The organism is Neisseria mucosa (assembly GCF_013267835.1).
GTDB lineage: Bacteria > Pseudomonadota > Gammaproteobacteria > Burkholderiales > Neisseriaceae > Neisseria.
Genome location: NZ_CP053939.1, coordinates 535,469 through 558,620, shown reverse-complemented (window position 1 = coordinate 558,620; position 23,152 = coordinate 535,469). Strand labels below are relative to the sequence as shown.

Here is a 23,152-nt window from a genome sequence, read left to right as displayed (position 1 = left end):
GTTAAAGCTATTTTCAGACGGCCTGTTAATTTTCGGATGCTTTCTTTATGCACCTTCCCGATATTTCCATTCTCGGCTTAGGCTATCTCGGCCTGCCGCTGGCACAAAAATGTTACGAGCAAGGCAGTCAGGTAGCCGCCGTCAAACGCAACCTGACCTCCGACGACATCAATCTGCCGATTGAACTCGACATTATCGATTTGAATCAAGACGATGTTTTTCAAAATTCGGCATTATGGCAAAACCATATCAACAAGTCGACATGGTTTTGCCTGCTTCCGCCTTCGTCATTGAACCATTACGCCGATACCCTGAAAAAATGGATTCAGCTTGCCGAGCGATGCAAGGTACAACACATCATCTTTACCGGCAGCACCAGCGTGTATGGCGACCAAGCACGCGTATGCGATGAAACCACGCCGCCCGATCCGCAAACCGAATCCGCCCGTCAAATCCTCGCGGTTGAGCAAGCCCTGCTGGAAAGCGCCGTCCCCCATATCGACATATTGCGACTGGGCGGACTTTACTCTACCGACCGTCACCCCGTTACCAAGCTGGTTCAAAAAACACACATTCAAGGTGGCAATCAACCCGTCAATATCCTTCATAAAGACTTGGCCGTCCAAATCCTTTTTCAGACGGCCTGCCAAGCCGACGGCAAGCGTATCCGCAATATTGTCGAACCCCGCCACCCAAGCCGTGCCGAATTTTATACTGCCGAAGCGGCCAAACTCGGCCTGCCGGCTCCTGATTTCATCGTTGATGATGAAAGCAACGGCAAAATTGTAAATACCGTTTGCGCAGACGGGCTAAGCCTGTAAAATTGCGACTCAACCCATTCATCCGTTTCAGACGGCATTTAGAGTAAACCATGTCCGCCCTATTTCCCATTATCAACCACCTGATACAGCAAAATCCGGAGCAACAGCGCGAGCTGTCTGAATTTGCAGGCAGCATCATCTGCATCAGCCTGACCGGTTTCAGACTGACCGGACGCATCAGCGAACAAGGTTTTCTTGAAACCGCAAACGACACCGCCGACACCAACATCACATTCCACAACAGCGCCATCCAAAAAATCCTCCAAGGCGGCCAGCCCGGCGTGGGCGATATCAGCCTTGAAGGCGACTTGGTATTGGGCATGTCCGTCCTTCCTATTTTGGGTGGATTGCGCTATTATCCGAGCGAAGATTTGGCGCGCGTATTCGGTCATGTGGCCGCAGAAAGCATCAGCTCGCGCGCCGGCGACATCGGCCGCACCATGAAAAAAATCGGCAAAAGCATTGCCGAGCAAATCAGCGACTTTTCACGCGAACCCGAATCCCCTGTTATCGACCAAGCCACGCTTGCCGCATGGTTGGAAGAAGTGGACAAACTGCGCGACGACGTTGCCCGCTTAAACGAACGCCTCGACCGCCTCGAGCGCGATATCTGGATAGATTAAATACTTAATTTCAGACGGCCTATTACATGAAAAGCCCATTTAAAAACATCGGTATCGTTACGCGTCCCAATACGCCCGAGATTCAAGATACCGTCCACACATTGGTTTCTTTTCTGCGCGAAAACGGCTTCACCATCTATCTGGATGAATTGAGCGTAGAAGAACACTGCGTCTATATCCAAGATTCCGCCTACTGCGAAACCGTAAACAAAGCCCAGCTGGGCAAATACTGCGACCTTGTCGTTGTACTCGGCGGCGACGGCACCTTCCTCTCCGCCGCCCGTGAAGTCGCCCCGCGCGCCGTCCCCATCATCGGCATCAATCAAGGCCACTTGGGCTTCCTCACCCAAATCTCACGCGACACCATGGTTGAGGGCATCCGCCCCGTACTGGAAGGCAAATATCTGCCCGAAGAGCGCATCCTCATCGAAGCCAGCATCATTCGTGACGGCGAAACCATCGAACGCGCCCTCGCCCTCAACGATACCGTACTGTCTCGTGGCGGCGCAGGCCAAATGATTGAATTTGAAGTATTTATCAATCAAGAATTTGTCTATACCCAACGCTCGGACGGCCTGATTATTTCCACACCGACAGGTTCGACCGCTTACGCGCTTGCCGCCGGCGGCCCCATCATGCAGGCCGGTTTGCACGCCTTCACGCTCGTGCCCATCTGCCCGCAATCCATGACCAACCGCCCGATTGCCATCCCCGACACCAGCGTAATCGAAATCCTCATTACCAAAAGCGGCGACGCACGCGCACATTTTGACGGACAATCCCATATCGACGTGCAAAACTTCGACCGCATCATCATCCGCCGCTATCACAACCCCTTGCGCGTCCTCCATCCCACCGATTACCAATACTTCAAAACCCTGCGCCAAAAGCTGCATTGGGGCGAACAATTAATTTAAACACCACTTCAATAAATAGGCTGACCATGAAAACCATTTCCCAAACCTTAATCATCGCGCTGTGCGCCCTTTCCTCCCTCTCCGTCTCCGCACACGGCATGCACAAAAGCAAACCCTTGTCCTTTGAAGAGTTGCCGAAAATCTGCCAGCAATACTTTACCCGTGCGGATGCGTGTTACCAAAAAGCAGGCGATAAAGCATCGTTCCAACGCGACAACACAAAATACCTGCGCCAAATCCTGCCTGCCGCCGACGTAGGCCAACGTGAACGCATGTGCCAAATTGCCATGGATACATTCGCTGAAAAAACAAAAGGCTTAAATTGCGAATAAAGACCTCTGTCTTAGCTCTAACAATTTTTGATTTCATAAAAAGGCCGTCTGAAACATTGGATTGTTTCAGACGGCCTTGGATTCGGATTTCAAGTGCAACACTAGTGTATCAGTGGTTGGAATAGATTCAAGAATAAAACACTTGGCGTTTCGTAGCCAAGTGTTTTTCTTGGTCGGTGGTTCAACTCATCTTGAACCCTGCGTATCTCCCGATTACTGATGTTGCGGAAATCGGTTTGTTTGGGGAAGTATTGCCGGATGAGTCCGTTGGTGTTCTCATTCAGCCCTTTCTCCCAAGAATGGTAAGGGCGGCAAAAATAAGTCTCCGCTTTCAATGCTTTGGTTATTTTGGTGTGTTGGTAGAAATCGCAGCTAATGTAGGAAAAGGTGCTGCTGAAGCTGCGGGGTTAGGGGCACTAGCCTTAACTAAGTTGCCAAAAGGAGCCAATGCAAACGAAAAATTGCCGATTATTGGGAAAACAAAAGGATATGAAAACCATAAGATTAAAATTTCTTCTGGTGCGGAGAATAATGCTAAATCTATCCCATTAAAAGAGCAGCTATCAAACGAAATGCTTAAAGCACAAGGCACAAAACTTGAGAAGATTGATGTCATTGCGAGAGTGGATGTTAATGGCAGGGTTTATGTTGATACCAATCAGATGGCTAGGGCGGATAAATTTTCAGATCCAAATAAACTGACACTAATTGCAGAAAATGTGGCAGCGAAACCGCCTTTAAAAAACGGCTCGCCTTATCCAAATAGTAATATGGAAAATGCTCATGCAGAAATAGGAGCTATTCAACAGGCTTATGACCGAGGTGTAACTAAAGGTAAAAGTATGGTCATTAATGTTCAAGGTAAGGATGTTTGTGATTATTGTAAAAATGATATAGCTACAGCTGCTGAAAAAGCTGGGTTAAAATCTGTTACTGTTCATGTAATAGATAATAGAACTAAGTTACCCAAAGTGTACGTTTGGTCTAAAGGTCAACGATCAATAAAGGAACCAAAAAAAATGACAAATAATTTATTTTTTACCTGTGGATTTCAAAGAGGAAAGGACTGGATTATAGCATCTAATAGGGAGAGAGTATCTTCTATTGATAAAGATAAAATGATATCTATACTTAATAATATTGAACTAAATGAGGGGGCTGCGGGGTTAGAGTTTATCCCAGAGCCAGAAGTTGGAATCTCAGGATTATCAGTTCAATGTGACGGTGAAAGATATTTATTTACTTTAATTGAGTATGGAAAAGATGGGGAGTTCCTAATTAGAACAAAATCTGACTTTAATGGTACTCCTGGATTGGTTTACTTTGAGGGAGAACCCTATCCAGCTTGTTCGGTGATAGAAGACTTTGATTTTATTAAAAGAGTATTTATTGAGTTACTAGAAACCGGAAATGTTTCTTATGAGTTAATGGATATATAATTTAAAACATCTACATTATGTATGGCATTCATTCGATTGCCTATTCGCAACTGGAAAGCTATTTTTACCTGCTTGCAGTCCGCCGTAGCGGACATTGGCTTTCAAAAGCTGGTTGAGGATTTTCGATTTATCCCTTCTGCCCGACCCTTCTGTCTATGAAGTACAGGCAGTATTTTGGCGGCTCGAACTCTCCTCAGTCGTCGGCGTAGATTATTTTACTGCCCGTTGAATATCGTGTCCCTCATGAGGCAATGTTCGGATATTGGTTCATAATTTGCCTATGGAAAGCGGGCTTGCCCAAACTGCCGTTGCCCACGCTACAGCCTGCATAGGCCTAAATCAAAGGTCGTCTGAAACCGCATTTTTGAGTTTCAGATGACCTTATATATTTACTTTTCCCCTTCCCTACCCATGCGACGCCATATTGTCGCGGTGGATGACTTCGTCTTCTCGCCAAAAAGTTCGAGATCGCCCAAATCATCTTTGATTTGCTGCCATCGTTGCAGCAAAGGTTTATCCCACGGATGCTGGGTAGGTGCAGTATGACTACGGGCATAGAGGCCGTGTGCAGCAAAGCAGTTGTTTTGTCCATCTAATTTTTCGGTTAAAACCAACTTCGGCAGCTCGGCAAAATATGAAAGAAAGCCACGCGGCATAAAGCGGTCGTCAGAGGTTGTGCCGAGGCTGATGGGCGCATGCAGGCTGCGGGCGTATTTTTGAGGTTCGTTAGTCGTCATAATATTTTTTCCTTTTTATTTATTTTTTAATTTTCTTGTCATGTGTTCCCAGCAACCCGTTACATTTTCCCCACCATATTTCCTTGTTTTGAAACCAAAAGCTGGTCGATTTTCAAATTTTCAGTATCGATGATTTCAAACTTATAACCGGCATAAACCAGAAAATCCGTGCGCTTCGGGATTTTGCGCAGGGAATACATCATAAAGCCGGCGATGGTTTCGTAGTTTTCCGAACCGGGAAACTCTTCGATATCCAACGCACGCATGACATCGGCGAGCGGGGTCGCGCCATCCACCAGCCAGGTGTCTTCGGTGCGGCGGATGATTTGCGGCTCTTCTTCGGTATTGACCAGCTCGCCCATGACAATGCTCATCACGTCTTTCAGCGTTACCACACCGACCACGAGCGCGTATTCGTTCACTACGACGGCAAAGTCTTCGCCGGAAGTTTTGAAGGTTTCCAATACATCGTAAAGCGACAGCGTGTCAGGGATGAACAAGACTTTGCGCAATACACGCTTGTCGGTCAGGCGGACGTCTTTTCCTTTTAAAAACAGGGTCAATAGCGTGTGCGATTCGATATAGCCGATGACGCGTTCCAAATCGCCGTCGCATACAAGGAATTTGTTGTGCGGTTTGTCCGACATCATTTCCAACACGGTATCGCTGTCATCGTGTTTATCGAAATAGACAATGTATTCGCGCGTGCTCATGGTGGAAGTTACCTTGCGCTCTTGCATATCGAAAATGTTTTCAATCAGATAGTGTTCTTGTTCTTTCAACACACCAGCCTGCGCACCGGCATCGACGACGGCGTAAATATCTTCCGAAGTCAGTTGCTCCTGACGGACGGTAGAAATTTTGAAGAGCTTGAATATTGCGTTTGCCAATCCGTCAAAAATCAAAATAAACGGCTTTAAGATAAAAATTAAAAACATCATCGGCCGCACAATGCGTACCGCCACCGCTTCAGGGTGGGTCATCGCCACGCGCTTGGGCATCAGGTCGGCAATCAGGATAAAGCTGCCTGTTACCAACGTAAATGTCAGCAGCGACGCAGCCGTACTGCCCCAACTGCCAGCGTTTGCCAACAAGCCGTCAAAATAGGGGCGCACCGCCGCCTCTCCGACGATACCGGCAAGAATGGCGACGGCGTTCAAACCGATTTGGACGACGGTAATAAAACTACCCGGCTGCTGCTGCATATTGAGCACATCCAGCGCGCGTGTATCGCCGCCGTCTTTCGCCATGACCTGCAATTTGATTTTGCGCGCCGAAGCAAGCGCAAGTTCTGAACAGGACACAAACGCGCTAATGACGATCAGTAGGCACAATAATAGTAAGGCTTCGAGAATATTCATAAAAAATTATGTGTGGTATAGGTTAAAAACATTCATACATCAAATGCCGTCTGAAAAATTCAATTTGATCTTAGATTTGCGTTTTATTTGTCAGTGATGCGTGAAGTAAATGATGTTTTGGAATAAATTTTACCTAGAAGTAAGTCATATTTTTTTCAGATAATCTTGAGGAAAACCTCATTATCTAGACAGATAAGGCACGACACTTTCCTTCAATATTTCTATCAATTCTTCATCCATGTATCGATAATCATCAGGAATATCTAAAACAATCATTTCCTTATATTGCAAAGTACGGGGAAACTGTGCCAGCAGACGGCTCTTATGTTTTTGTTCCATTACGAAAATCTTATCCGCCCATGCAATGTCATCTATGGAAACAGTATGCCGCGCATTGGGGCTGGTTCCTGCAGAACGTGCCTGTACATTTGGATAACGTCGAAATACGGTTTCAGCGGTAGGACTGCGCCATTGGTTACGACTACAAATAAAAAGTGCATTCATAAAAATTAAAAAAGGCGGAAAATATCCGCCTTGTGAAAACCATCTCGATTGAATCGAAAATGTATCTTTTGAGTTAGTCAAACCATTCAGCATCAAATTCATGCTGTCTGAACGGATAAATAAAACCCAGTTTTTGTGCACGTTTGATTTTATTGCTGCGGAGATACATCAAATCCCACTTTTTTTCGGGTTTATATTTCAAAGGATTTTTGCCACGTACACGATGACTGGGGCGTTGCTCTTGATGTCGTCGCCATGCACGGCTACGACTTTGATCTAAATTATCCATTATCTGCTTTCTAATTTTGTTTCGGAAATCGGGTTCAGCAGCCGCGATTTTTTATGTATTCGATTATTCGGCAAGAAAATAGGATGACAAAATTATAGCGAAATTAAAGATCTAATGCCAATATTAAACAATTTATTACGCTCAAAATAGCCAAATGCCGTCTGAAACTTGAGACACATTTATTGTTTTAATCATCCAGCGCATCTTCATCCAAGGATTTCAGCCATTTCAGCTTTTCACCAATTTTGATTTCCAATCCGCGAGGGACGGGTTGGTAGAAGTCGGGTTCGTCCAAGCCGTCGGGCATATAGCTTTCGCCGGCGGCGTAGGCATTTGGTTCATCATGGGCGTAGCGATATTCGCGTCCGTAACCCAATTCTTTCATCAACTTGGTCGGCGCATTGCGCAGGTGGACAGGCACTTCGTCGCTGGCATTTTCTTTGACGAAACGGCGCATTTGGTTGTATGCCTTATAGCCTGCATTGGATTTGGCAGCGGCGGCAAGGTACAACACGGCTTGCGCCAAAGCAAGCTCCCCTTCCGGCGAGCCTAAGCGCTCATAAGTCGCGGCGGCATCATTAGCAATCGTTAAGGCACGCGGATCAGCCAAGCCGATGTCTTCCCATGCCATGCGGACAATGCGGCGGGCGAGATAGCGCGGGTCGGTGCCACCGTCGAGCATACGGCAGAACCAATACAATGCCGCGTTAGGATGCGAACCGCGTACGGATTTGTGCAGGGCGGAGATTTGGTTGTAGAAACTCTCGCCACCCTTATCAAAACGGCGGATTTGCGCCCCGAGACTGTCGGCGAGAAATTCGGCGGTTAAGGTTTTCAGACGGCGTGTATCGGCAGCACGTAAAAGTTGTTCCAATAAATTCAACAATCTGCGCGCATCGCCGTCGGCGGTATTCACAAGCAATTCTTGCGCATCCGCTTCAATCGTAAAGTCTTGGTATTCGGGCAAAGCCAATACTTTGGCAATCAGTTTTTTTAGGTCGTCTGAAGACAAGGATTGCAAGACATAAACCTGCGCCCTGCTGAGCAATGCCGGATTGACTTCAAATGACGGGTTTTCCGTGGTCGCGCCAATAAAGGTTAATAAGCCGCTTTCGACATAAGGCAAAAATGCGTCCTGTTGCGCTTTGTTGAAGCGGTGTACCTCGTCAACAAACAAAATCGTCGCTTGCCCTTGTTGCAAGGCAATTTCAGCTTTTTCAATGGCCTCGCGTATGTCTTTCACGCCGGAAAATACGGCGGAAACAGGCAGAAACTGCGCATTGAAACTCTGCGCCAAAATCCGTGCCAGCGTGGTTTTGCCTACGCCCGGCGGCCCCCACAGCAACATAGAATGTGGCTTTCCTCCTTCCACCGCCACGCGCAAAGGTTTGCCCTCACCGATTAAGTGCTGCTGCCCGATGACATCATCTAAAGAATGCGGGCGCAGGCGTTCGGCTAAAGGGGCTTCGGGTTGGCGGGCGAAAAGGTCAGACATAGAGGCTTTCGTGCTGATTGATTGAAAAGAAAACTCGCTAGCATTATACGGTAGTTTCGCAAACACACATATCGGGCCGCATTACGGTATAATACATGCTATTTTGAGAATTCTTCGGACGTTTCAGACGGCCTTGTTTACAGGAAACATCATGACTTCAAAAGCTCTTTTGGCAGCTGTTACATCAGCTTTCTTATTGGGTGCATGCGCTACCGGCGGCGACTCTTTCGGCGGTTTGGGCAGCGGTACGGGTATCGGCAGCAGCGTAGTAAAAATGGCGGTAGACAGCCAATGCCGTACCGAATTAAACAAACGTAACGAATGGCGCGTCATCGCTTTGGCCATGAGCGCGGAAAAACAAGCCGAATGGGAAAATAAAATCTGCGGCTGCGCCAGCGAAGAAGCGCCAAACCAATTGACTGCAACCGAAATGATGCAGGTATTGAGTCCGGCAACCCGCGAACAGGCCATTGCTTCCGTTACTGCAAAAACGGTTACCGCCTGCTTCAAACGACTCTACAAATAATCGTTCAGACGGCCTTTTTTCACATCAAGGCCGTCTGAATTCGTTTTGACTTTCTATTTGAATTTTAAATACATAGAGAAGAAACCATGAAATACATCAGCACCCGCGGTGCGACCGCACGCAAGCAATTTAGCGAAGTTTTATTGATGGGTTTAGCTCCTGACGGCGGTTTGATGCTGCCTGAGCAATACCCTCAAATCGACCGTGCTACTTTAGACCAATGGCGCACACTCAGTTACCCCGAGCTGGCGTTTGAAGTCATGAGCCTGTTTGCCACCGACATCCCTGCTGATGATTTACGCGACATCATCAACCGCACCTACACCGAAGAAGTATTCGGTACCAAAGCCATCACGCCGGTGCGTACACTTTCAGACGGCATCAAAATCCAAGCCCTGTCCAACGGCCCGACTTTGGCATTCAAAGACATGGCCATGCAATTCTTGGGCAATGCGTTTGAATATGTATTGAATAAAGAAGGCAAAGAACTCAATATCTTAGGCGCCACCAGCGGCGATACCGGCTCTGCCGCCGAATATGCCCTGCGCGGTAAAAAAGGCGTCAACGTCTTCATGCTGTCTCCGGAAGGCAAAATGAGCGCATTCCAACGCGCGCAAATGTTCAGCCTACAAGATGCCAACATCCACAACATCGCCGTTGAAGGCATGTTTGACGACTGCCAAGACATCGTCAAAGCCGTACAAAACGATGCCGAATTCAAAGCCAAATACCACATCGGCACAGTCAACTCCATCAACTGGGGCCGCATCGTCGCCCAAGTCGTGTACTACTTCGCCGGTTATTTCAACGCCACATCAAGCAATGACGAAAAAGTCAGCTTCTGCGTACCAAGCGGCAACTTCGGCAATGTCTGCGCCGGCCATATCGCCCGTCAAATGGGTCTGCCTATCCACCGCTTGATTGTCGCCACCAACGAAAACGACGTATTGGACGAATTTTTCAAAACCGGCGCATACCGCCCACGCAACAGCGAACACACCCACGTCACTTCCAGCCCGTCTATGGATATTTCCAAAGCCTCCAACTTCGAGCGTTTTGTGTTTGACCTGATGGACCGCGATGCGGACGAAATCCAAACCTTATGGGCGGAAGTAGCCTCCGGCAAAGGCTTCAATTTGGAATTTGCCTTAAACAAAGTACATCAACAATATGGCTTTGTTTCCGGTAAATCGACCCATGCCAACCGCCTTGCCACCATCAAACAGGTTTACGAGCAAGATCATGAATTGATTGATCCGCATACAGCCGATGGCGTCAAAGTTGCCCGTGAAGTCCGCGAGGCCGGCGAAACTATCGTCTGCCTCGAAACCGCACTGGCCGCCAAATTTGAAGCCACCATCCATGAAGCGGTCGGAGAAGTTTCCATCCCCCGCCCTGCCGCATTGGAAGGCTTGGAAAATCTGCCGCAACGGGTCCGTGTTGTCCCTAATAATGCGACGGCAGTAAAAGACATCATTAAGGAAGCTCTGGCTTAACCGGCCGTCCTTGACGACTGATGAGGCCGTCTGAAACTTTTTCAGACGGCCGCAACCGATATTTAAGAAGTGGGCAACATTATTGCCAAACCCACCAAACCACAGTCGTTCCCAATATAAAATCAAGGCGTTAAAACAATACCGACTCCTTTTGACTTTCAATTGCAAACATTGTAATGACAGATATTTTCGTTTAGAATTGCATGTTTGCTCTAAATTTGGATTGATATGCAGACAACACAAGCCACATCCAACTGGGAGTTATACAAGCGCTTGCTTGGATATTTGAAAAGCTATTGGAAGATGTTTATCGTCTCCGTAGTGGCCATGCTGATTGTCGCCGGTACGATGCCGGCTTTCGGTTACTTGCTCAAACCTTTGATCAATGAAGGTTTTGTCGATAAAAACATGAAAAGCATGTCATGGTTGCCGCTGGCAATTGTGGCGCTGTTTTTCGTTCGCGGCCTGTTTAACTTCATCAACGAATATTGCACGACGTATCTGTCCAGCCACTTGGTGCAGCGCTTGCGCGGTGAAATGTTCAACAAAATGATGCACCTGCCGACTTCGTATTTCAGCAGCAATACCGGCGGCCGTTTGATGTCTCGCATCTTGAACGACGTCAATCAAATTACCGATGCAGGGTTTAACGTCATTACCGTGATTGCCAAAGACGGCGTGAGCGTAGTCGGCCTGTTGGGCTTGCTGACTTATCTGAACTGGCGTTTGACCCTGATTACTTTTATCATCTTACCGGTCGTCGCCGTATGTATCCAAACAGTCAGTAAACGCCTGCGCAAACTGTCTGCCAACAATCAAATTTATCTTGGCCAGCTGATGCAGGTCTTGGGCGAAAGTATTAATGGCGAACGCGTTGTAAAAATCTACGGTGGTCAAGATTATGAAAACCGCCGCTTCGACCGTATTGCCAATGATGTTCGCCGCAACCTGCTCAAACAGGTTTCCGCCAGCTCTGCCGGTACCGGTATTACGCAATTGATGGCTTCGGTCGCTCTGGCCGCAATTATTTACGCAGCAGCCCGCCAAGCAGGGCTTTCCGGCTTTAGTGCAGGCGATTTCATGTCGTTTTTGTCCAGCATGATCATGATGTTTGACCCCATCAAACGCATGACCGGTGTGATGCAATCCCTGCAGCGCGGTTTGGCGGCGGCAGAAAGCGTCTTCACCTTTTTGGACCAACCCGAAGAAAACAACGAAGGCAAACAAACCCTCAGCCCAAACCCTGGCAATATCGAATTTTGCGATGTTGTACACCGTTATCCTGAAGCCGAACGCAACAGTTTGAACCACATCAACCTGCTTGTCCCGCAAGGCAAAGTGACTGCATTGGTCGGCGCATCGGGTTGCGGCAAAACCACCTTGGCCAATATGTTGCCGCGCTTCCTTAATCCCAATGAAGGCGAAGTTTTGATCGGCGGCATCAACATCAATGAATATACGCTCGAAAGCTTGCGCAGCCGCATGGCATTCGTCAGCCAAAACGTTGTCCTGTTTAATGGTACGATTGCTGAAAACATTGCCTATGCACAAGCTGACAAATTCAGCGAAGAAGAAATTATCAATGCCGCAAAAGCAGCCAATGCCTGGGAATTTATCCAAAAAATGCCGCAAGGCCTGCACACTGAAGTCGGCGAAAACGGTTTAAAACTGTCCGGCGGCCAACGTCAACGTCTCGCTATTGCGCGTGCGCTTTTGAAAAACGCGCCGATTTTAATTTTGGACGAAGCCACCAGTGCATTGGATAATGAATCCGAACGTTTGGTGCAAACCGCATTGGAAAACCTGATGCAAAACCGTACCACTTTGGTGATTGCCCACCGACTTTCTACCATCGAAAAAGCAGACAACATCGTTGTCATGCATGAAGGCAATGTCGTCGAACAAGGCACACACCAAGAATTAATCAGCGCAGGCGGACGCTATGCCGACCTGCACAGCCTCAGCGAAAAATCAGCCGTACCGGCGAGCAAGTAGCTGAAGCCGTATTCCACTCTTTTTATTAACCTCGGCCGCCCCGACTTATCCTATTCAGACGGCCTTATCCGACAGGAAATATCAATGGCAGCATTCAACACCCAGAAAGTCTTGTCCGTACACCACTGGACCGACGCTTACTTCACTTTCACCTGCACCCGTGACGAATCTTTGCGCTTTGAAAACGGCCAATTCGTCATGGTCGGCCTGATGGTTGACGGCAAACCGCTGATGCGCGCATACAGCGTGGCTTCGGCCAACTGGGAAGAGCATCTGGAATTTTTCAGCATTAAAGTACAAGACGGCCCATTGACCAGCCGCCTACAACACCTTAAAGTCGGTGATGATGTCCTCATCAGTAAAAAACCGACCGGTACACTGGTTGCCGGCGACCTGAATCCGGGCAAACACCTCTACCTCTTGAGCACCGGTACCGGCATCGCCCCTTTCTTGAGCATTACCAAAGACCCTGAAATTTACGAGCAATTCGAAAAAATCATCTTGGTTCACGGCGTACGCTACAAAAAAGACTTGGCATACTACGACCGCTTCACCAAAGAATTGCCCGAACACGAATACTTGGGCGACTTGGTTAAAGAAAAACTGATTTACTATCCAATCGTTTCACGCGAAGACTATGTACACCACGGCCGTCTGACCGATTTAATGCGCAGCGGCAAACTCTTCGAAGACATCGGCCTGCCTAAAATCAATCCGCAAGACGACCGCGCCATGTTGTGCGGCAGCCCTGCTATGTTGAAAGACACCTGCAACGTCTTGGACGAATTCGGCCTGACCGTTTCTCCGAAAACCGGTGTCCGCGGCGACTACCTGATTGAGCGCGCATTCGTCGATCAATAACGTATCTCCGGCAACAGGCCGTCTGAAACCCTTCTTTCAGACGGCCTAAAACCTTAATAATTTATCCCACATTATGCCTACTCTACTCATTATCCGTCCGTCCAACCGTCCGCAACAAGATATCCAAACCTGCCATGCAGCCGGTTGGCAGGCTCAAGTATTGAGTCCGATCGAAATAGAGGCAGACCGTTCGGGACTAAACAAACTTCCCGAACAATTCAAGCAAGCCGATGTCGTGTTTTGGGTCAGCCCGACCGCTATTGAAACCGCAGCGCCGCACCTGAACTTTTCAGACGGCCCCAAAGCACACATTACCGTCGGCCAAACCAGCCAACATACTTTGGCACAATTCTCCCCTTATCCCGTATTCTCTCCCGAAGACGGCAACGACAGCGAAGCCGTCTTGAGAATGCCTATTTGGAAAAACCTACCGCCCAACGCCCGAGTTCTCATTATTCGAGGTCATGGCGGCCGCGATTATTTGGCAGACAAATTAAGCGCACTGGGTTTCCAAATCGACTTCGCCGAAATCTATTTCAGACGGCCACACGCCATCGATTGGCAGCACTTTAAAACCGAAGACATCGCCGCCGCCTACGTTACATCCGGCGAACTTGCACGCGAATTTTTCCATCAGATTCCGCCGCAATTTTCCCGATTCTTCGAATCCTTGCTATACTTTACCCACCATCCGCGCATTGCCGATGCACTTCGCATCGTCGGCGCCAAACATGTAGAAACCGTCACTTCTTTATCCGCTGCACTTTCATCCATGCCACAAAGGAGTCAAGCAGTGACCCAAGTCGAAGACAATAAAGATACCCGACAAGTTGCCAATACGGCAGCTTCGGCGCCTGAACGTTCTGAAAACACCAGGCCGTCTGAACCAATCAAACCTACCCAACCTCAGCGAGTGGAGGCGAGCATGCCCGAGTCCAACAATCTCCCACAAAACAACGCCCCTGTCATCATCAAACAATCCGGCGGCAAAGCCTTGGCCGCAGGTGCAACCGTCTTGGCACTGCTTGGCTTGGGCGCGAGCGGATTCCTGTTTGTACAGGGTCAAAATGTTTTAAAAAACCAAGAGCTCGAATTCAATCAAAAAATCGACAAAGCTGCGTTGGGCGAGTCTGAAAACGCCAGCCTTTTAAAAGACAACCTCAACCGCCAAACCGCTATTCAGGCCGAGTTAGACCGCTTGAACAACGGTCAAAAAAGCAATAGCGATCAAATTCTGCAAACGCAAAAAGCTTATCAAGAGCTGCTTAAAGGCCGTATCAACTGGCTGGTTGACGAAGCCGAATCCATGCTGAACACTGCTTCGCAACAATTGATGCTGTCAGGCAACCTTCAAGGCGCGGTCAGCGTATTGGAACACATCGACAGCCGCCTGAGCCGTTTTGACCAGCCCGAGCTTATCCCCGTCAAACAAGCCATCAGCAATGATTTGGCCGCACTGAAAAACCGTCCTTATGTCGATATTTCCGCTACCGCCCTGCGTATCGACCGTTTGGAAACCGCCATTTCCGGCCTGCCTTTGGTCTTGGACGGCGTATTGAAACCGGGTGCCGCGCCTGTCGAAACCGCCCATTCAGGAACTTGGTGGAAAAATACATGGGAAAAATCCCTCAATGCCCTCAAAGGCTTGGTTGAAGTCCGTCATCTGGACAGCAACGACGCCATGTTGATTTCGCCCGAACAAACCTACTTCATCCGTGAAAACCTGCGCCTGCGCCTTTTGGATGCGCGCATTGCCCTGTTGCAACACAACAGCGAAGTGTATCAAAGCGATTTGAACAATGTTGAAGCAACCGTGAAGCAATACTTCGACAGCAAATCCCCTGCTACCCAGTCATGGCTGAAAGAGTTGGCCGAACTCAAAGCCCTTGATGTCCGCATGATTTCAGACGACAGCCTGAAAGCCAGCTTGAGTGCCGTTCGCGCTTATCAAGAAGGTTCGCGTACACAAATGACGAACGAAGAGGCTGCCCAAACCCAAGCTGCCGAGAAAACCGCTTCCGCTCCGGCGGCAGCTGCCGATCAAGCTACGACTGCCGCACCGGCCGCCGCTTCCGCCCCTCAATCTCTGGAAGCGCCTGCATTGCCGTCTGAAAACAAAAAAGAACCGGCTGCCGAAGCTACCAAACCACAAAACCAAACCAAGCCTGCTGCCAAAATTAAAGGAGAGCAAGCATGAAAACCGTCGTTTGGATTGTCATTCTGTTTGCCGCCGCCGTCGGTTTAGCGTTGGCTTCCGGCATTTATACAGGCAACGTGTACGTCGTGGTTGAGCAAACCATGCTGCGCATCAATCTGCATGCCTTTGTTTTAGGCCTGCTGTTGAGCGTATTCGTCTTGTATTTCCTGATTAAATTCGTGTTCGGCCTTTTGAACCTTCCGGCGCGTATGCAACGATTCGGCATTGCCCGCAAAGGCCGTCAGGCTTCTGCCTCTTTGAACAGCGCAGGTTTGGCATATTTTGAAGGCCGTTTTGAAAAAGCCGAACAAGAAGCCGCCAAAGTCTTGCAAAACAAAGAAGCCGGCGACAACCGCACCCTGGCTTTGATGTTGGGCGCGCACGCGGCCGACCAAATGGAAAACTTCGAACTGCGCGACCGCTACCTGCACGAAATCGAACACCTTCCGCAAAAACAACAGCTTTCCCGTCATCTTTTGCTGGCCGAATCCGCACTGGGCCGCCGCGATTATCCGACTGCCGCACAAAATCTTGAAGCTGCAGCCAAAATCAACGGCAACTTAAGCCGCCTGGTGCGCCTGCAATTGCGTTATGCCTTTGATCACGGCGATGCCTCAGATGTCCTAGCAAAAGCGGAAAAACTGGTCAAAGCCGGCGCCATCAACGATTACGAAGCAGAACAGTATCAAAACTGGGCATATCGCCGCCTCTTGAGCGAAGTAACCGATGCAGGCCGTCTGAAAGCCTGTTTGAAACAGATTCCCGAAAGTGTGAAATCTGGCGAATTGTGCGTCGCGATTGCCGAAAAATACGAGCGTTTGGGCTTGTATACCGAAGCGGTCAAATGGGTAAAAACCCATTATCCGCAAAACCGCCAGCCCGAGCTTTTGGAAGCATTTGTCGAATCCGTTCGTTTCCTAAGCGAGCGCGACCAGCAAAAAGCCATCGATTTGGCAGATTCTTGGTTGCAGGAACAACCGAACAATGCGCTACTGTTGATGTATCTTGGCCAACTGGCTTACGGCCGCAAACTTTGGGGCAAAGCCCAAGGCTACCTCGAAGCCAGCATCGCCCTGCAACCCAGCGTATCTGCGCATTTGGTTTTGGCCCGTGTGTTTGATGAAACCGATCAGCCGCAAAAAGCGCAAGAACAACGCAATCTGGTTTTGGAAAGCGTGGCCGAAGAAGAACATCCGGCAGCCCTTCCTCAACCCAATTGATGTGCTGATTTCGCATTAAGCGACAACATGAAATCTACAACTAAACCAACCATTTAATCATTTCAGACGGCCTGAATAAACAACTAAGGCCGTCTGAACTTTGTTCCAACACACCAAATCAGAAAGCCTATTTATCATGACTGCTCTGAAAAACGATACTTTCCTCCGCGCCCTGCTCAAACAGCCTGTCAAATACACACCCATCTGGATGATGCGCCAAGCCGGACGCTATCTACCTGAATATAAAGCCACGCGCGCACGCGCAGGCAGCTTTCTCGATTTGTGCAAAAACACCGAGCTGGCGACCGAAGTCACCATCCAGCCTTTAGACCGCTTCGATCTGGACGCGGCAATTCTGTTTTCCGACATTCTGACCGTACCCGACGCCATGGGTTTGGGCCTGTATTTTGCCGAAGGCGAAGGCCCGAAATTTGAACGCGCTTTGCAACACGAAGCCGACATCGCCAAACTGCAAGTTCCCGATATGGAAAAACTGCAATACGTCTTTGACGCGGTAACTTCCATCCGCAAAGCACTGGACGGCCGCGTTCCACTCATCGGCTTCTCCGGCAGCCCGTTCACACTCGCCTGCTACATGGTCGAAGGCGGCAGCAGCAAAGAATTCCGCACCATCAAAACCATGATGTATTCGCGCCCTGATTTGCTGCATAAAATCCTCGACACCAATGCCCAAGCCGTTACCGCTTATCTCAATGCCCAAATCGATGCCGGCGCACAAGCCGTACAAATTTTCGACACTTGGGGCGGCGTGTTGAGCGATGCCGCATTTAAAGAATTCAGCCTGAAATATATCCGTCAAATCGTAGCCGGACTCAAACGCGAAAGCGAAGGCCGCCGCGTGCCTGTTATCGTATTTGCCAAAGGCGGCGGCTTATGGCTGGAAAGCATGGCAGAAATCGGCGCAGACGCATTAGGCTTGGACTGGACCTGCAACATCGGCGAAGCCCGCCGTCGCGTCGGCGAACAAGTCGCCCTGCAAGGCAACTTCGACCCGTTTGCCCTCTTCGGCACGCCCGAATCTATCCGCACCGAAGTCGCACGCATTCTTGCCGACTACGGCAACGGCAGCGGCCATGTATTCAACCTCGGCCACGGCATCAACCAACACGCCGACCCCGAACACGCCAAAATTCTGGTCGATACCGTACACGAATTGTCCCGTCAGTATCACAGTTAATGAAAGCAACGCAAAGGCCGTCTGAAAACAAAAACACAATTATCGTGTAAATTTGTTTTCAGACGGTTTTTCTATATACTTAATATTTGAAGCTTGTCGGCCTCAACCTTCAAATTGAAAAACCCAACCACTCCCCACCGAATATGAATTTCTTAAAAGACATTACCTGGACCGAGATTTTTATCTTCGCCCACACCTGCGCCGCACTCGCCTGCATGCTGCGCGTGTTGTACAAACAAAAAAATATCGGCTCAACCTTTGCATGGCTGATTATCCTCTTCCTTTTCCCCGTATTCGGAACCATCGCCTACATCCTCATCGGCGAGCCGCGTCTCGGTACGGCCCGCGCCAAACGTACCGGCGAAATGAACCGTTTCTACCGCAACTTTGCCGCCGCCCACCTTACCGATATGTATCTCGATATTGCCGACCAAGTGAAATCGCGTTACCACGGCATCAGTAAAGTTGCCGAAAAAGGAACGGGGCTGGGTGCAACCCGAGGCAACGCCATGAGCCTGCTCTCAACCACCGACACCATCATCGACAGCATGCTTGCCGACATACGCGCCGCAGCCCATTCCTGCCTGTTGGCCTTTTACATTATCGAACCCAAAGGCCGCATCGAAGAAATTCTAAATGAAATCCTTGCCGCCAAAGCCAGAGGCGTAGACTGCGCGATACTGGCCGATGCTGTCGGCAGCAGGAGCTTTCTTGAAAGCGATTGGGTAGAGAAACTGCGCCAAGCCGGCGTTGAAGTACATACCTCCTTACCTGTCGGCATCTGGCGTACATTATTCACACGCACCGATCTGCGCAACCACCGTAAACTCCTCGTTATCGACAGCAAAATCGGTTACACCGGCAGCTTCAACCTCGTTGATCCGCGCTACTTCAAACAAAACTCAGGCGTCGGCGAATGGATAGATGCCATGATGCGTTGCACAGGGCCTATGGTACTGGAGCTGTCAGCCGTCTTCTTCGCCGACCTTGCCGTCGAAACCGATAAAAACCTCCAAAACGTACAAACATACCTCAACCAAGCAAAAAACCTGCTGCCCAAAATCCTTCCCGAAAAAATGCAGCAAGGCAATATTGTTGCCCAAATCATTCCCTCCGCTCCCGAGCAAAGCAGCTTCGTCATTTACGAAACCATCATCAGCGCCATCTATGCCGCTACCAAACAAATCACGATTACCACCCCCTACTTCGTCCCCGACGAGCCGCTTCTCATGGCATTAACCGTCGCCGCCAAACGCGGCGTCAAAGTAACCCTGATACTGCCTGCCAAAGTCGACTCACTGATGGTACGCTACGCCTCACGCGCCTACTACCCTATGCTGCTGGAAGCCGGCGTCAAAATCGCCATGTTTGAAGGCGGTCTTCTACATGCCAAAACCATGACCATAGACGAAGACTACTCCCTCTTCGGTACGGTTAATATGGACATGCGCAGCTTCTTCCTCAACCTCGAAATCAGCCTCGCCATCTACGATCGCGACACCACCAAACAAATCTGCAACCTCCAACGTGACTACCTCAAAAACAGCAGCTACATTGCCATCAAATCATGGCAACAACGCTCCAAACTCCGCGGCCTCGTAGAAAATGCCGTCCGCCTGATGAGTCCTTTGCTGTAAAAAGTAGTGAGGCCGTCTGAAAAACACTTTTCAGACGGCCTTTTTATACAGAAACAGATTAACCAGCGATACCAACTCACAAAATCAAAGTCCGGTTTGTTTTCAAATCTATTTTAATTACTATAAATAATTTATCTTGTTTTTACAGCTCTGCTTTCTACCCAATTAGATTAATAGTATAGAATACGGATAATTTTTCATATTATTTAATATATTCAGATTGTTAACCTATTAAATTATCTCAGGAGCAATTATGTTCAAAATAAAATTCAAATTGTGGCTGACAATGCTGTTGGCTGCAATTTTAGCTGCTTGTTCCCAGCAATCTCCTTCATCTGAAGCTCCTGCACCAGCAGATTCAGAAATAGCCAATCAAAGCGTAGAAACAGCAGAAAAACTAGGAACCAGCTGGGGAGATGAAGTACAGTCTTCCGTTCATTCCGTAGATTTGCGCCGTGTCACGAAAAACCCTTTGGCAGAAGGCGTATTGAACTACTCAGCTAAAGATTATCAGGGTAAAAAAATCAACTCGATTTCTTTAGCAGCAGGCAAAGTGGAATTATCCGTGCAATCTGACAATGGCGACCTGTTTCCAATCTTCCGCGACGGTAGCAACTACTTTTTGCAAGGTAAAGACGGTCAGTCATACCGTTTGGTTTATAAGAACAATAGCAATAAAACTTTGGAAATTATAGCCAGCGTAGATGGTTTGGATGTCATCTCAGGCCAGGCTGCCAGCAGATACTCAGATGGCTATGTTCTGTACCCACATGATTCACTGGTAATCGAAGGTTTCCGTAAAAGTGATGATGCTGTAGCATCTTTTGTATTCAGCAACCCAGAAGACTCTTACGCTGCAAACTCGGATAAAGGCTCCATCAAAAATACAGGTGTAATTGGTACGGCTATTTTTGAACTATACGACCCAACGCAAAAAAATAGCGAACCTGACGCATTCCCAGCCGATAACGGATATGCCCAACCACCTTCCAAATAAACAAGCCTCACAAACTGCATAGTTAAGCTTGTTAAACTTAAAGGCCGTCTGAAATAATTTTCAGACGGCCTTTTAAAACACCTATACACAATATTGATCATCGATAAATATTCAACTCATCCCTTTTCTCCAGTTGCAAAACAGTAAGCCTCAACATATTTTCTCTCAAAATAGTTTTACAAAATTTAACCATAAACAAACCAATTGATATTTATAAAAATATCCAAACTACAAATCAAAATGAGACCAATATGTTCTTTTACATTTATTTGTAGTTTGATAATCATTATTAAAATAATTAGAATAAACGGTCAATTTTTTATTCCTTGGGAAAAATCATGAATAAAACCTCTTTTCCTGTATTCCGCCTTAGTCTCATTACACTCGCACTATCAACAGGCTTCGCTCATGCCGAAAATTTGCAACCAGCAGAAACTGCCGAGCTGAATGAAATTAAGGTTACCGGTACTGCCGTACCGACCCGCGTTACCCGCAATCAGCTTGACCGCGAAACTTCGACCGATTTGAAACAAGTCATGAAAGACCAAATCGGTATGGATGTCGGCGGCGGCAACGGCGTGGCGCAGTTTTACAGCATCCGCGGCGTCGGCGAAGACAAGATTAATTTGGAAGTGGACGGCACCAGCCAATCCACCAAAATTTTCCACCACCAAAGCCGCTTCCAGCTTGACCCCGCTTTGGTGAAAAGCATCAACGTCGAAAAAGGCACGGGCGCGGCGAGCGCGGGCTTGGGCGCGGTCGGCGGTACCATCCGCGTAACGACGGTTGACGCGAAAGACCTACTGACCGACGGCAAACCTTTCGGTTTCAAACTCGGCGCGGGCTTGAGCAGCAATAAAGGCTCAACCGGCAACGCGGCGGTTTACGGCTATCAAAACGGCTTCGATGCCTTGTTTGCAGGCAACTTCCTCAACAACCGCGACTACAAAGACGGCAACGGCGATGTCAACCGCGGCAGTCATCTGAAACAGCACAGCTACCTCGCCAAACTCGGCTACGACTTCAACGACGACCACGGCATCCGCCTGACCTACCGTCAGGAATACCAAAAAGGCAACCGCACCGACAAAGCCGAGTTCCAAAACGTTGACAGCTATGTCGGCGTGGACGGCACTTATCAAAAAGAGCAGACCTACAATCTGGAATACCGTGGCCGCAACGTCGGCTTCCTCGACAAAATTGACGCCAACGTCTTCCAAATCAACACCGACGACACCAAGCCGCCTAAAGGCGCGCCTTCCCCGAAAGCACATGCCTCCGGCACGGCTCAAGGCGGCGTTCCCATCGGTCAGCTTGAGTTGAGCAAAATCAAAGCAACCGGCGCCAACCTGAACCTCGCCAGCTCCTTCGGCGACGGACACATGGTGAAATACGGCGTCAACTACCGCCACGAAACCTCCGAGCCGTCCGACAAAGGCGCATGGCTGAAGATTCTCGGTTTGTATGAACGCGACAAAGAGAAGAAAGCCGAATACGGCGTGTACGCGGAAGGCATCTGGAACCTGAACCCCGTTACCCTGACCACCGGCCTGCGTTACGACCATTTCAAATACAACGCCGCCAGCAAACAAAGCGCGTCGCACGGACAGCTGAACCCCAGCATCAGCGCGATTTGGGACATCAACGACAACTTCTCCCTCTTGGCAAACCTCAATCAGGCAAGCCGTGCGCCCCGCCTGAACGAAGCCCTGTTGGCTAACGAACGCGCAGGCGCTGCCGCCGATTTGGACAGCAACCTCAAAGCCGAAACCGCCCGCCGTGCCGAATTGGGCTTCAAATGGCGCAACGACAACTTCAACGTCAGCGGCAGCGTGTTCCACCAACGCATCAAAGACCTCATCGTCTATCGTTGGGCAAAAATCAACAACAACACCGCCTCCATCACCGAACGCGGCAAGATTTACAACGGCGGCACGCTCAAAACCTACGGCTACGAACTTGACGCGTCCTACCGCTGGGGCGGCCTGACCGCACGCGCCGGCGTATCCTACGTCAAACCCCGCCTGAACGGCGAAATGTACTACGGCGAAAGCCCGATTCAAGCAGAAGACCACGAAAGCTCGTTCACCTTCTGGAACACCGGCCGCCAATGGCTGACCGGCCTGTCTTATCAGTTTGAAAACCCCAAACTCGAAATCGGCTGGCGCGGCCGCTACGCCCAAAGCGTGAAATACACCGACGTCGCCCGCGGACAAGGCACGATACACAGCAAGAAAGCCGGCTACGGCGTACACGACATCTACGCCAACTGGCAGCCGCTGAAAAAAGACAACCTGAACGTCAACTTCGCCGTCAACAACATCGGCAATAAGCAATACCGTTCGCATAGCCAACGCTTCCCTGACGGCAACGGACGCGTGCCCTTCTACGAACGCGGCCGCGAATTTGCCTTGGGCGTGAACTATCGTTTCTGATGATACGAACGACGTTATAAAGAAACCAAAGGCCGTCTGAAATTCAATTTTCAGACGGCCTTTTATAATTCG

20 protein-coding genes and 2 pseudogenes are annotated in these 23,152 nt (G+C 49.1%); 16 read left to right on the top strand and 6 right to left on the bottom strand.

The genetic code is table 11. The features are described from left to right. Window positions 1–47 precede the first annotated feature (47 nt). The 4 genes from FOC66_RS02595 to FOC66_RS02580 are packed head-to-tail and all read left to right on the top strand — an operon-like array spanning window position 48 to window position 2,693. On the top strand, window positions 48–821 hold the full coding sequence (locus FOC66_RS02595; protein ID WP_003746355.1) for a hypothetical protein: 774 nt from the start codon (window positions 48–50) through the stop codon (window positions 819–821). Window positions 822–871: 50 nt separating this feature from the next. Beyond that, on the top strand, window positions 872–1,444 hold the full coding sequence (locus FOC66_RS02590; RefSeq protein ID WP_003746353.1) for a ubiquinone biosynthesis accessory factor UbiJ: 573 nt from the start codon (window positions 872–874) through the stop codon (window positions 1,442–1,444). Between the two features lie 26 nt (window positions 1,445–1,470). Further along, a complete protein-coding gene (locus FOC66_RS02585) occupies window positions 1,471–2,361 on the top strand; it encodes an NAD(+) kinase (protein WP_003746351.1) in 891 nt (296 codons plus the stop codon). A gap of 26 nt (window positions 2,362–2,387) precedes the next feature. Continuing rightward, a complete protein-coding gene (locus FOC66_RS02580; protein WP_003746349.1) occupies window positions 2,388–2,693 on the top strand; it encodes a hypothetical protein in 306 nt (101 codons plus the stop codon). Window positions 2,694–2,794: 101 nt separating this feature from the next. Here the strand turns inward: FOC66_RS02580 and FOC66_RS02575 are convergent. Next, window positions 2,795–3,061: pseudogene (locus tag FOC66_RS02575) on the bottom strand (IS30 family transposase); the annotation flags it as partial. Between FOC66_RS02575 and FOC66_RS10860 the strand changes: the two are divergent. Further along, complete coding sequence (locus FOC66_RS10860; protein ID WP_430224636.1) at window positions 2,993–4,132, top strand: DUF6911 family protein; 1,140 nt, start codon at window positions 2,993–2,995, stop codon at window positions 4,130–4,132. The pseudogene FOC66_RS02575 and the gene FOC66_RS10860 sit on opposite strands and share 69 nt — an antisense overlap. 389 nt (window positions 4,133–4,521) lie before the next feature. Here FOC66_RS10860 and FOC66_RS02565 read toward each other — a convergent pair whose 3' ends face one another. From FOC66_RS02565 to FOC66_RS02545, 5 genes are all read right to left on the bottom strand, one after another. Then, the gene (locus FOC66_RS02565) at window positions 4,522–4,869 is read right to left on the bottom strand and encodes an RNA ligase family protein (protein WP_003746345.1); all 348 of its coding nucleotides are present in this window, start codon (window positions 4,867–4,869) and stop codon (window positions 4,522–4,524) included. 59 nt (window positions 4,870–4,928) lie between these two features. Next, window positions 4,929–6,230 (bottom strand): hemolysin family protein, encoded by a 1,302-nt coding sequence (locus FOC66_RS02560; RefSeq protein ID WP_003746343.1) that lies wholly within the window; start codon window positions 6,228–6,230, stop codon window positions 4,929–4,931. 180 nt (window positions 6,231–6,410) lie between these two features. Continuing rightward, the gene (locus tag FOC66_RS02555; RefSeq protein ID WP_231288066.1) at window positions 6,411–6,836 is read right to left on the bottom strand and encodes a low molecular weight protein tyrosine phosphatase family protein; all 426 of its coding nucleotides are present in this window, start codon (window positions 6,834–6,836) and stop codon (window positions 6,411–6,413) included. Continuing rightward, window positions 6,808–7,023, bottom strand: coding sequence for a hypothetical protein (locus FOC66_RS02550; protein ID WP_003746339.1), 216 nt, complete (start codon window positions 7,021–7,023; stop codon window positions 6,808–6,810). Before FOC66_RS02550 ends, FOC66_RS02555 begins: the two co-directional genes overlap by 29 nt. A gap of 187 nt (window positions 7,024–7,210) precedes the next feature. Continuing rightward, window positions 7,211–8,518 carry a replication-associated recombination protein A gene (locus FOC66_RS02545; protein ID WP_003746337.1) on the bottom strand — a complete coding sequence of 436 codons (1,308 nt, stop codon included), beginning with the start codon at window positions 8,516–8,518 and terminating at the stop codon, window positions 7,211–7,213. Window positions 8,519–8,669: 151 nt separating this feature from the next. Here FOC66_RS02545 and FOC66_RS02540 point away from each other — a divergent pair, with 151 nt between their 5' ends. The 11 genes and pseudogenes from FOC66_RS02540 to FOC66_RS02495 all read left to right on the top strand — a co-directional run bounded on the left by FOC66_RS02540 (window position 8,670) and on the right by FOC66_RS02495 (window position 23,080). Continuing rightward, window positions 8,670–9,044, top strand: a complete 375-nt coding sequence (locus FOC66_RS02540) for a hypothetical protein (protein ID WP_003746335.1) — start codon at window positions 8,670–8,672, stop codon at window positions 9,042–9,044. 86 nt (window positions 9,045–9,130) lie between these two features. Then, complete coding sequence (gene thrC / locus FOC66_RS02535; RefSeq protein WP_003746333.1) at window positions 9,131–10,540, top strand: threonine synthase; 1,410 nt, start codon at window positions 9,131–9,133, stop codon at window positions 10,538–10,540. Window positions 10,541–10,768: 228 nt separating this feature from the next. Then, entirely contained in the window at window positions 10,769–12,535 is a 1,767-nt protein-coding gene (gene msbA, locus FOC66_RS02530; protein ID WP_003746332.1) for a lipid A export permease/ATP-binding protein MsbA, read from the top strand. An 84-nt stretch (window positions 12,536–12,619) separates the two neighbouring features. After that, window positions 12,620–13,396 carry a ferredoxin--NADP reductase gene (locus tag FOC66_RS02525; RefSeq protein ID WP_003746329.1) on the top strand — a complete coding sequence of 259 codons (777 nt, stop codon included), beginning with the start codon at window positions 12,620–12,622 and terminating at the stop codon, window positions 13,394–13,396. 73 nt (window positions 13,397–13,469) lie between these two features. Continuing rightward, a pseudogene (locus FOC66_RS10690) lies at window positions 13,470–14,108 on the top strand (uroporphyrinogen-III synthase); the annotation flags it as partial. A 213-nt stretch (window positions 14,109–14,321) separates the two neighbouring features. After that, window positions 14,322–15,593, top strand: a complete 1,272-nt coding sequence (locus tag FOC66_RS10685; RefSeq protein ID WP_231288088.1) for a uroporphyrinogen-III C-methyltransferase — start codon at window positions 14,322–14,324, stop codon at window positions 15,591–15,593. After that, window positions 15,590–16,813, top strand: a complete 1,224-nt coding sequence (locus tag FOC66_RS02515) for a heme biosynthesis protein HemY (protein WP_003746325.1) — start codon at window positions 15,590–15,592, stop codon at window positions 16,811–16,813. Before FOC66_RS10685 ends, FOC66_RS02515 begins: the two co-directional genes overlap by 4 nt. Before the next feature lie 136 nt (window positions 16,814–16,949). Further along, window positions 16,950–18,011, top strand: a complete 1,062-nt coding sequence (gene hemE, locus FOC66_RS02510) for a uroporphyrinogen decarboxylase (protein WP_003746322.1) — start codon at window positions 16,950–16,952, stop codon at window positions 18,009–18,011. Between the two features lie 143 nt (window positions 18,012–18,154). Then, the gene (gene cls, locus FOC66_RS02505; protein ID WP_003746320.1) at window positions 18,155–19,648 is read left to right on the top strand and encodes a cardiolipin synthase; all 1,494 of its coding nucleotides are present in this window, start codon (window positions 18,155–18,157) and stop codon (window positions 19,646–19,648) included. A 253-nt stretch (window positions 19,649–19,901) separates the two neighbouring features. Continuing rightward, window positions 19,902–20,645, top strand: a complete 744-nt coding sequence (locus FOC66_RS02500; RefSeq protein WP_003746318.1) for a hypothetical protein — start codon at window positions 19,902–19,904, stop codon at window positions 20,643–20,645. Between the two features lie 338 nt (window positions 20,646–20,983). Next, window positions 20,984–23,080: a TonB-dependent receptor plug domain-containing protein gene (locus FOC66_RS02495; protein ID WP_003746316.1), complete on the top strand. Its 2,097-nt coding sequence runs from the start codon at window positions 20,984–20,986 to the stop codon at window positions 23,078–23,080. The last annotated feature ends 72 nt before the right edge of the window (window positions 23,081–23,152 follow it).

Coding starts and splice junctions, on each gene's coding strand:
- FOC66_RS02595 (WP_003746355.1), top strand. CDS start 48: ATGCACCTTCCCGATATTTCCATTCTCGGCTTAGGCTATCTCGGCCTG.
- FOC66_RS02525 (WP_003746329.1), top strand. CDS start 12,620: ATGGCAGCATTCAACACCCAGAAAGTCTTGTCCGTACACCACTGGACC.
- cls (WP_003746320.1), top strand. CDS start 18,155: ATGAATTTCTTAAAAGACATTACCTGGACCGAGATTTTTATCTTCGCC.
- FOC66_RS02555 (WP_231288066.1), bottom strand. CDS start 6,836: ATGAATTTGATGCTGAATGGTTTGACTAACTCAAAAGATACATTTTCG.
- FOC66_RS02565 (WP_003746345.1), bottom strand. CDS start 4,869: ATGACGACTAACGAACCTCAAAAATACGCCCGCAGCCTGCATGCGCCC.
- FOC66_RS02585 (WP_003746351.1), top strand. CDS start 1,471: ATGAAAAGCCCATTTAAAAACATCGGTATCGTTACGCGTCCCAATACG.
- FOC66_RS02540 (WP_003746335.1), top strand. CDS start 8,670: ATGACTTCAAAAGCTCTTTTGGCAGCTGTTACATCAGCTTTCTTATTG.
- FOC66_RS10685 (WP_231288088.1), top strand. CDS start 14,322: ATGCCCGAGTCCAACAATCTCCCACAAAACAACGCCCCTGTCATCATC.
- hemE (WP_003746322.1), top strand. CDS start 16,950: ATGACTGCTCTGAAAAACGATACTTTCCTCCGCGCCCTGCTCAAACAG.
- FOC66_RS02580 (WP_003746349.1), top strand. CDS start 2,388: ATGAAAACCATTTCCCAAACCTTAATCATCGCGCTGTGCGCCCTTTCC.
- FOC66_RS02545 (WP_003746337.1), bottom strand. CDS start 8,518: ATGTCTGACCTTTTCGCCCGCCAACCCGAAGCCCCTTTAGCCGAACGC.
- thrC (WP_003746333.1), top strand. CDS start 9,131: ATGAAATACATCAGCACCCGCGGTGCGACCGCACGCAAGCAATTTAGC.
- FOC66_RS02560 (WP_003746343.1), bottom strand. CDS start 6,230: ATGAATATTCTCGAAGCCTTACTATTATTGTGCCTACTGATCGTCATT.
- FOC66_RS02500 (WP_003746318.1), top strand. CDS start 19,902: ATGTTCAAAATAAAATTCAAATTGTGGCTGACAATGCTGTTGGCTGCA.
- msbA (WP_003746332.1), top strand. CDS start 10,769: ATGCAGACAACACAAGCCACATCCAACTGGGAGTTATACAAGCGCTTG.
- FOC66_RS10860 (WP_430224636.1), top strand. CDS start 2,993: ATGGTAAGGGCGGCAAAAATAAGTCTCCGCTTTCAATGCTTTGGTTAT.
- FOC66_RS02550 (WP_003746339.1), bottom strand. CDS start 7,023: ATGGATAATTTAGATCAAAGTCGTAGCCGTGCATGGCGACGACATCAA.
- FOC66_RS02495 (WP_003746316.1), top strand. CDS start 20,984: ATGAATAAAACCTCTTTTCCTGTATTCCGCCTTAGTCTCATTACACTC.
- FOC66_RS02590 (WP_003746353.1), top strand. CDS start 872: ATGTCCGCCCTATTTCCCATTATCAACCACCTGATACAGCAAAATCCG.
- FOC66_RS02515 (WP_003746325.1), top strand. CDS start 15,590: ATGAAAACCGTCGTTTGGATTGTCATTCTGTTTGCCGCCGCCGTCGGT.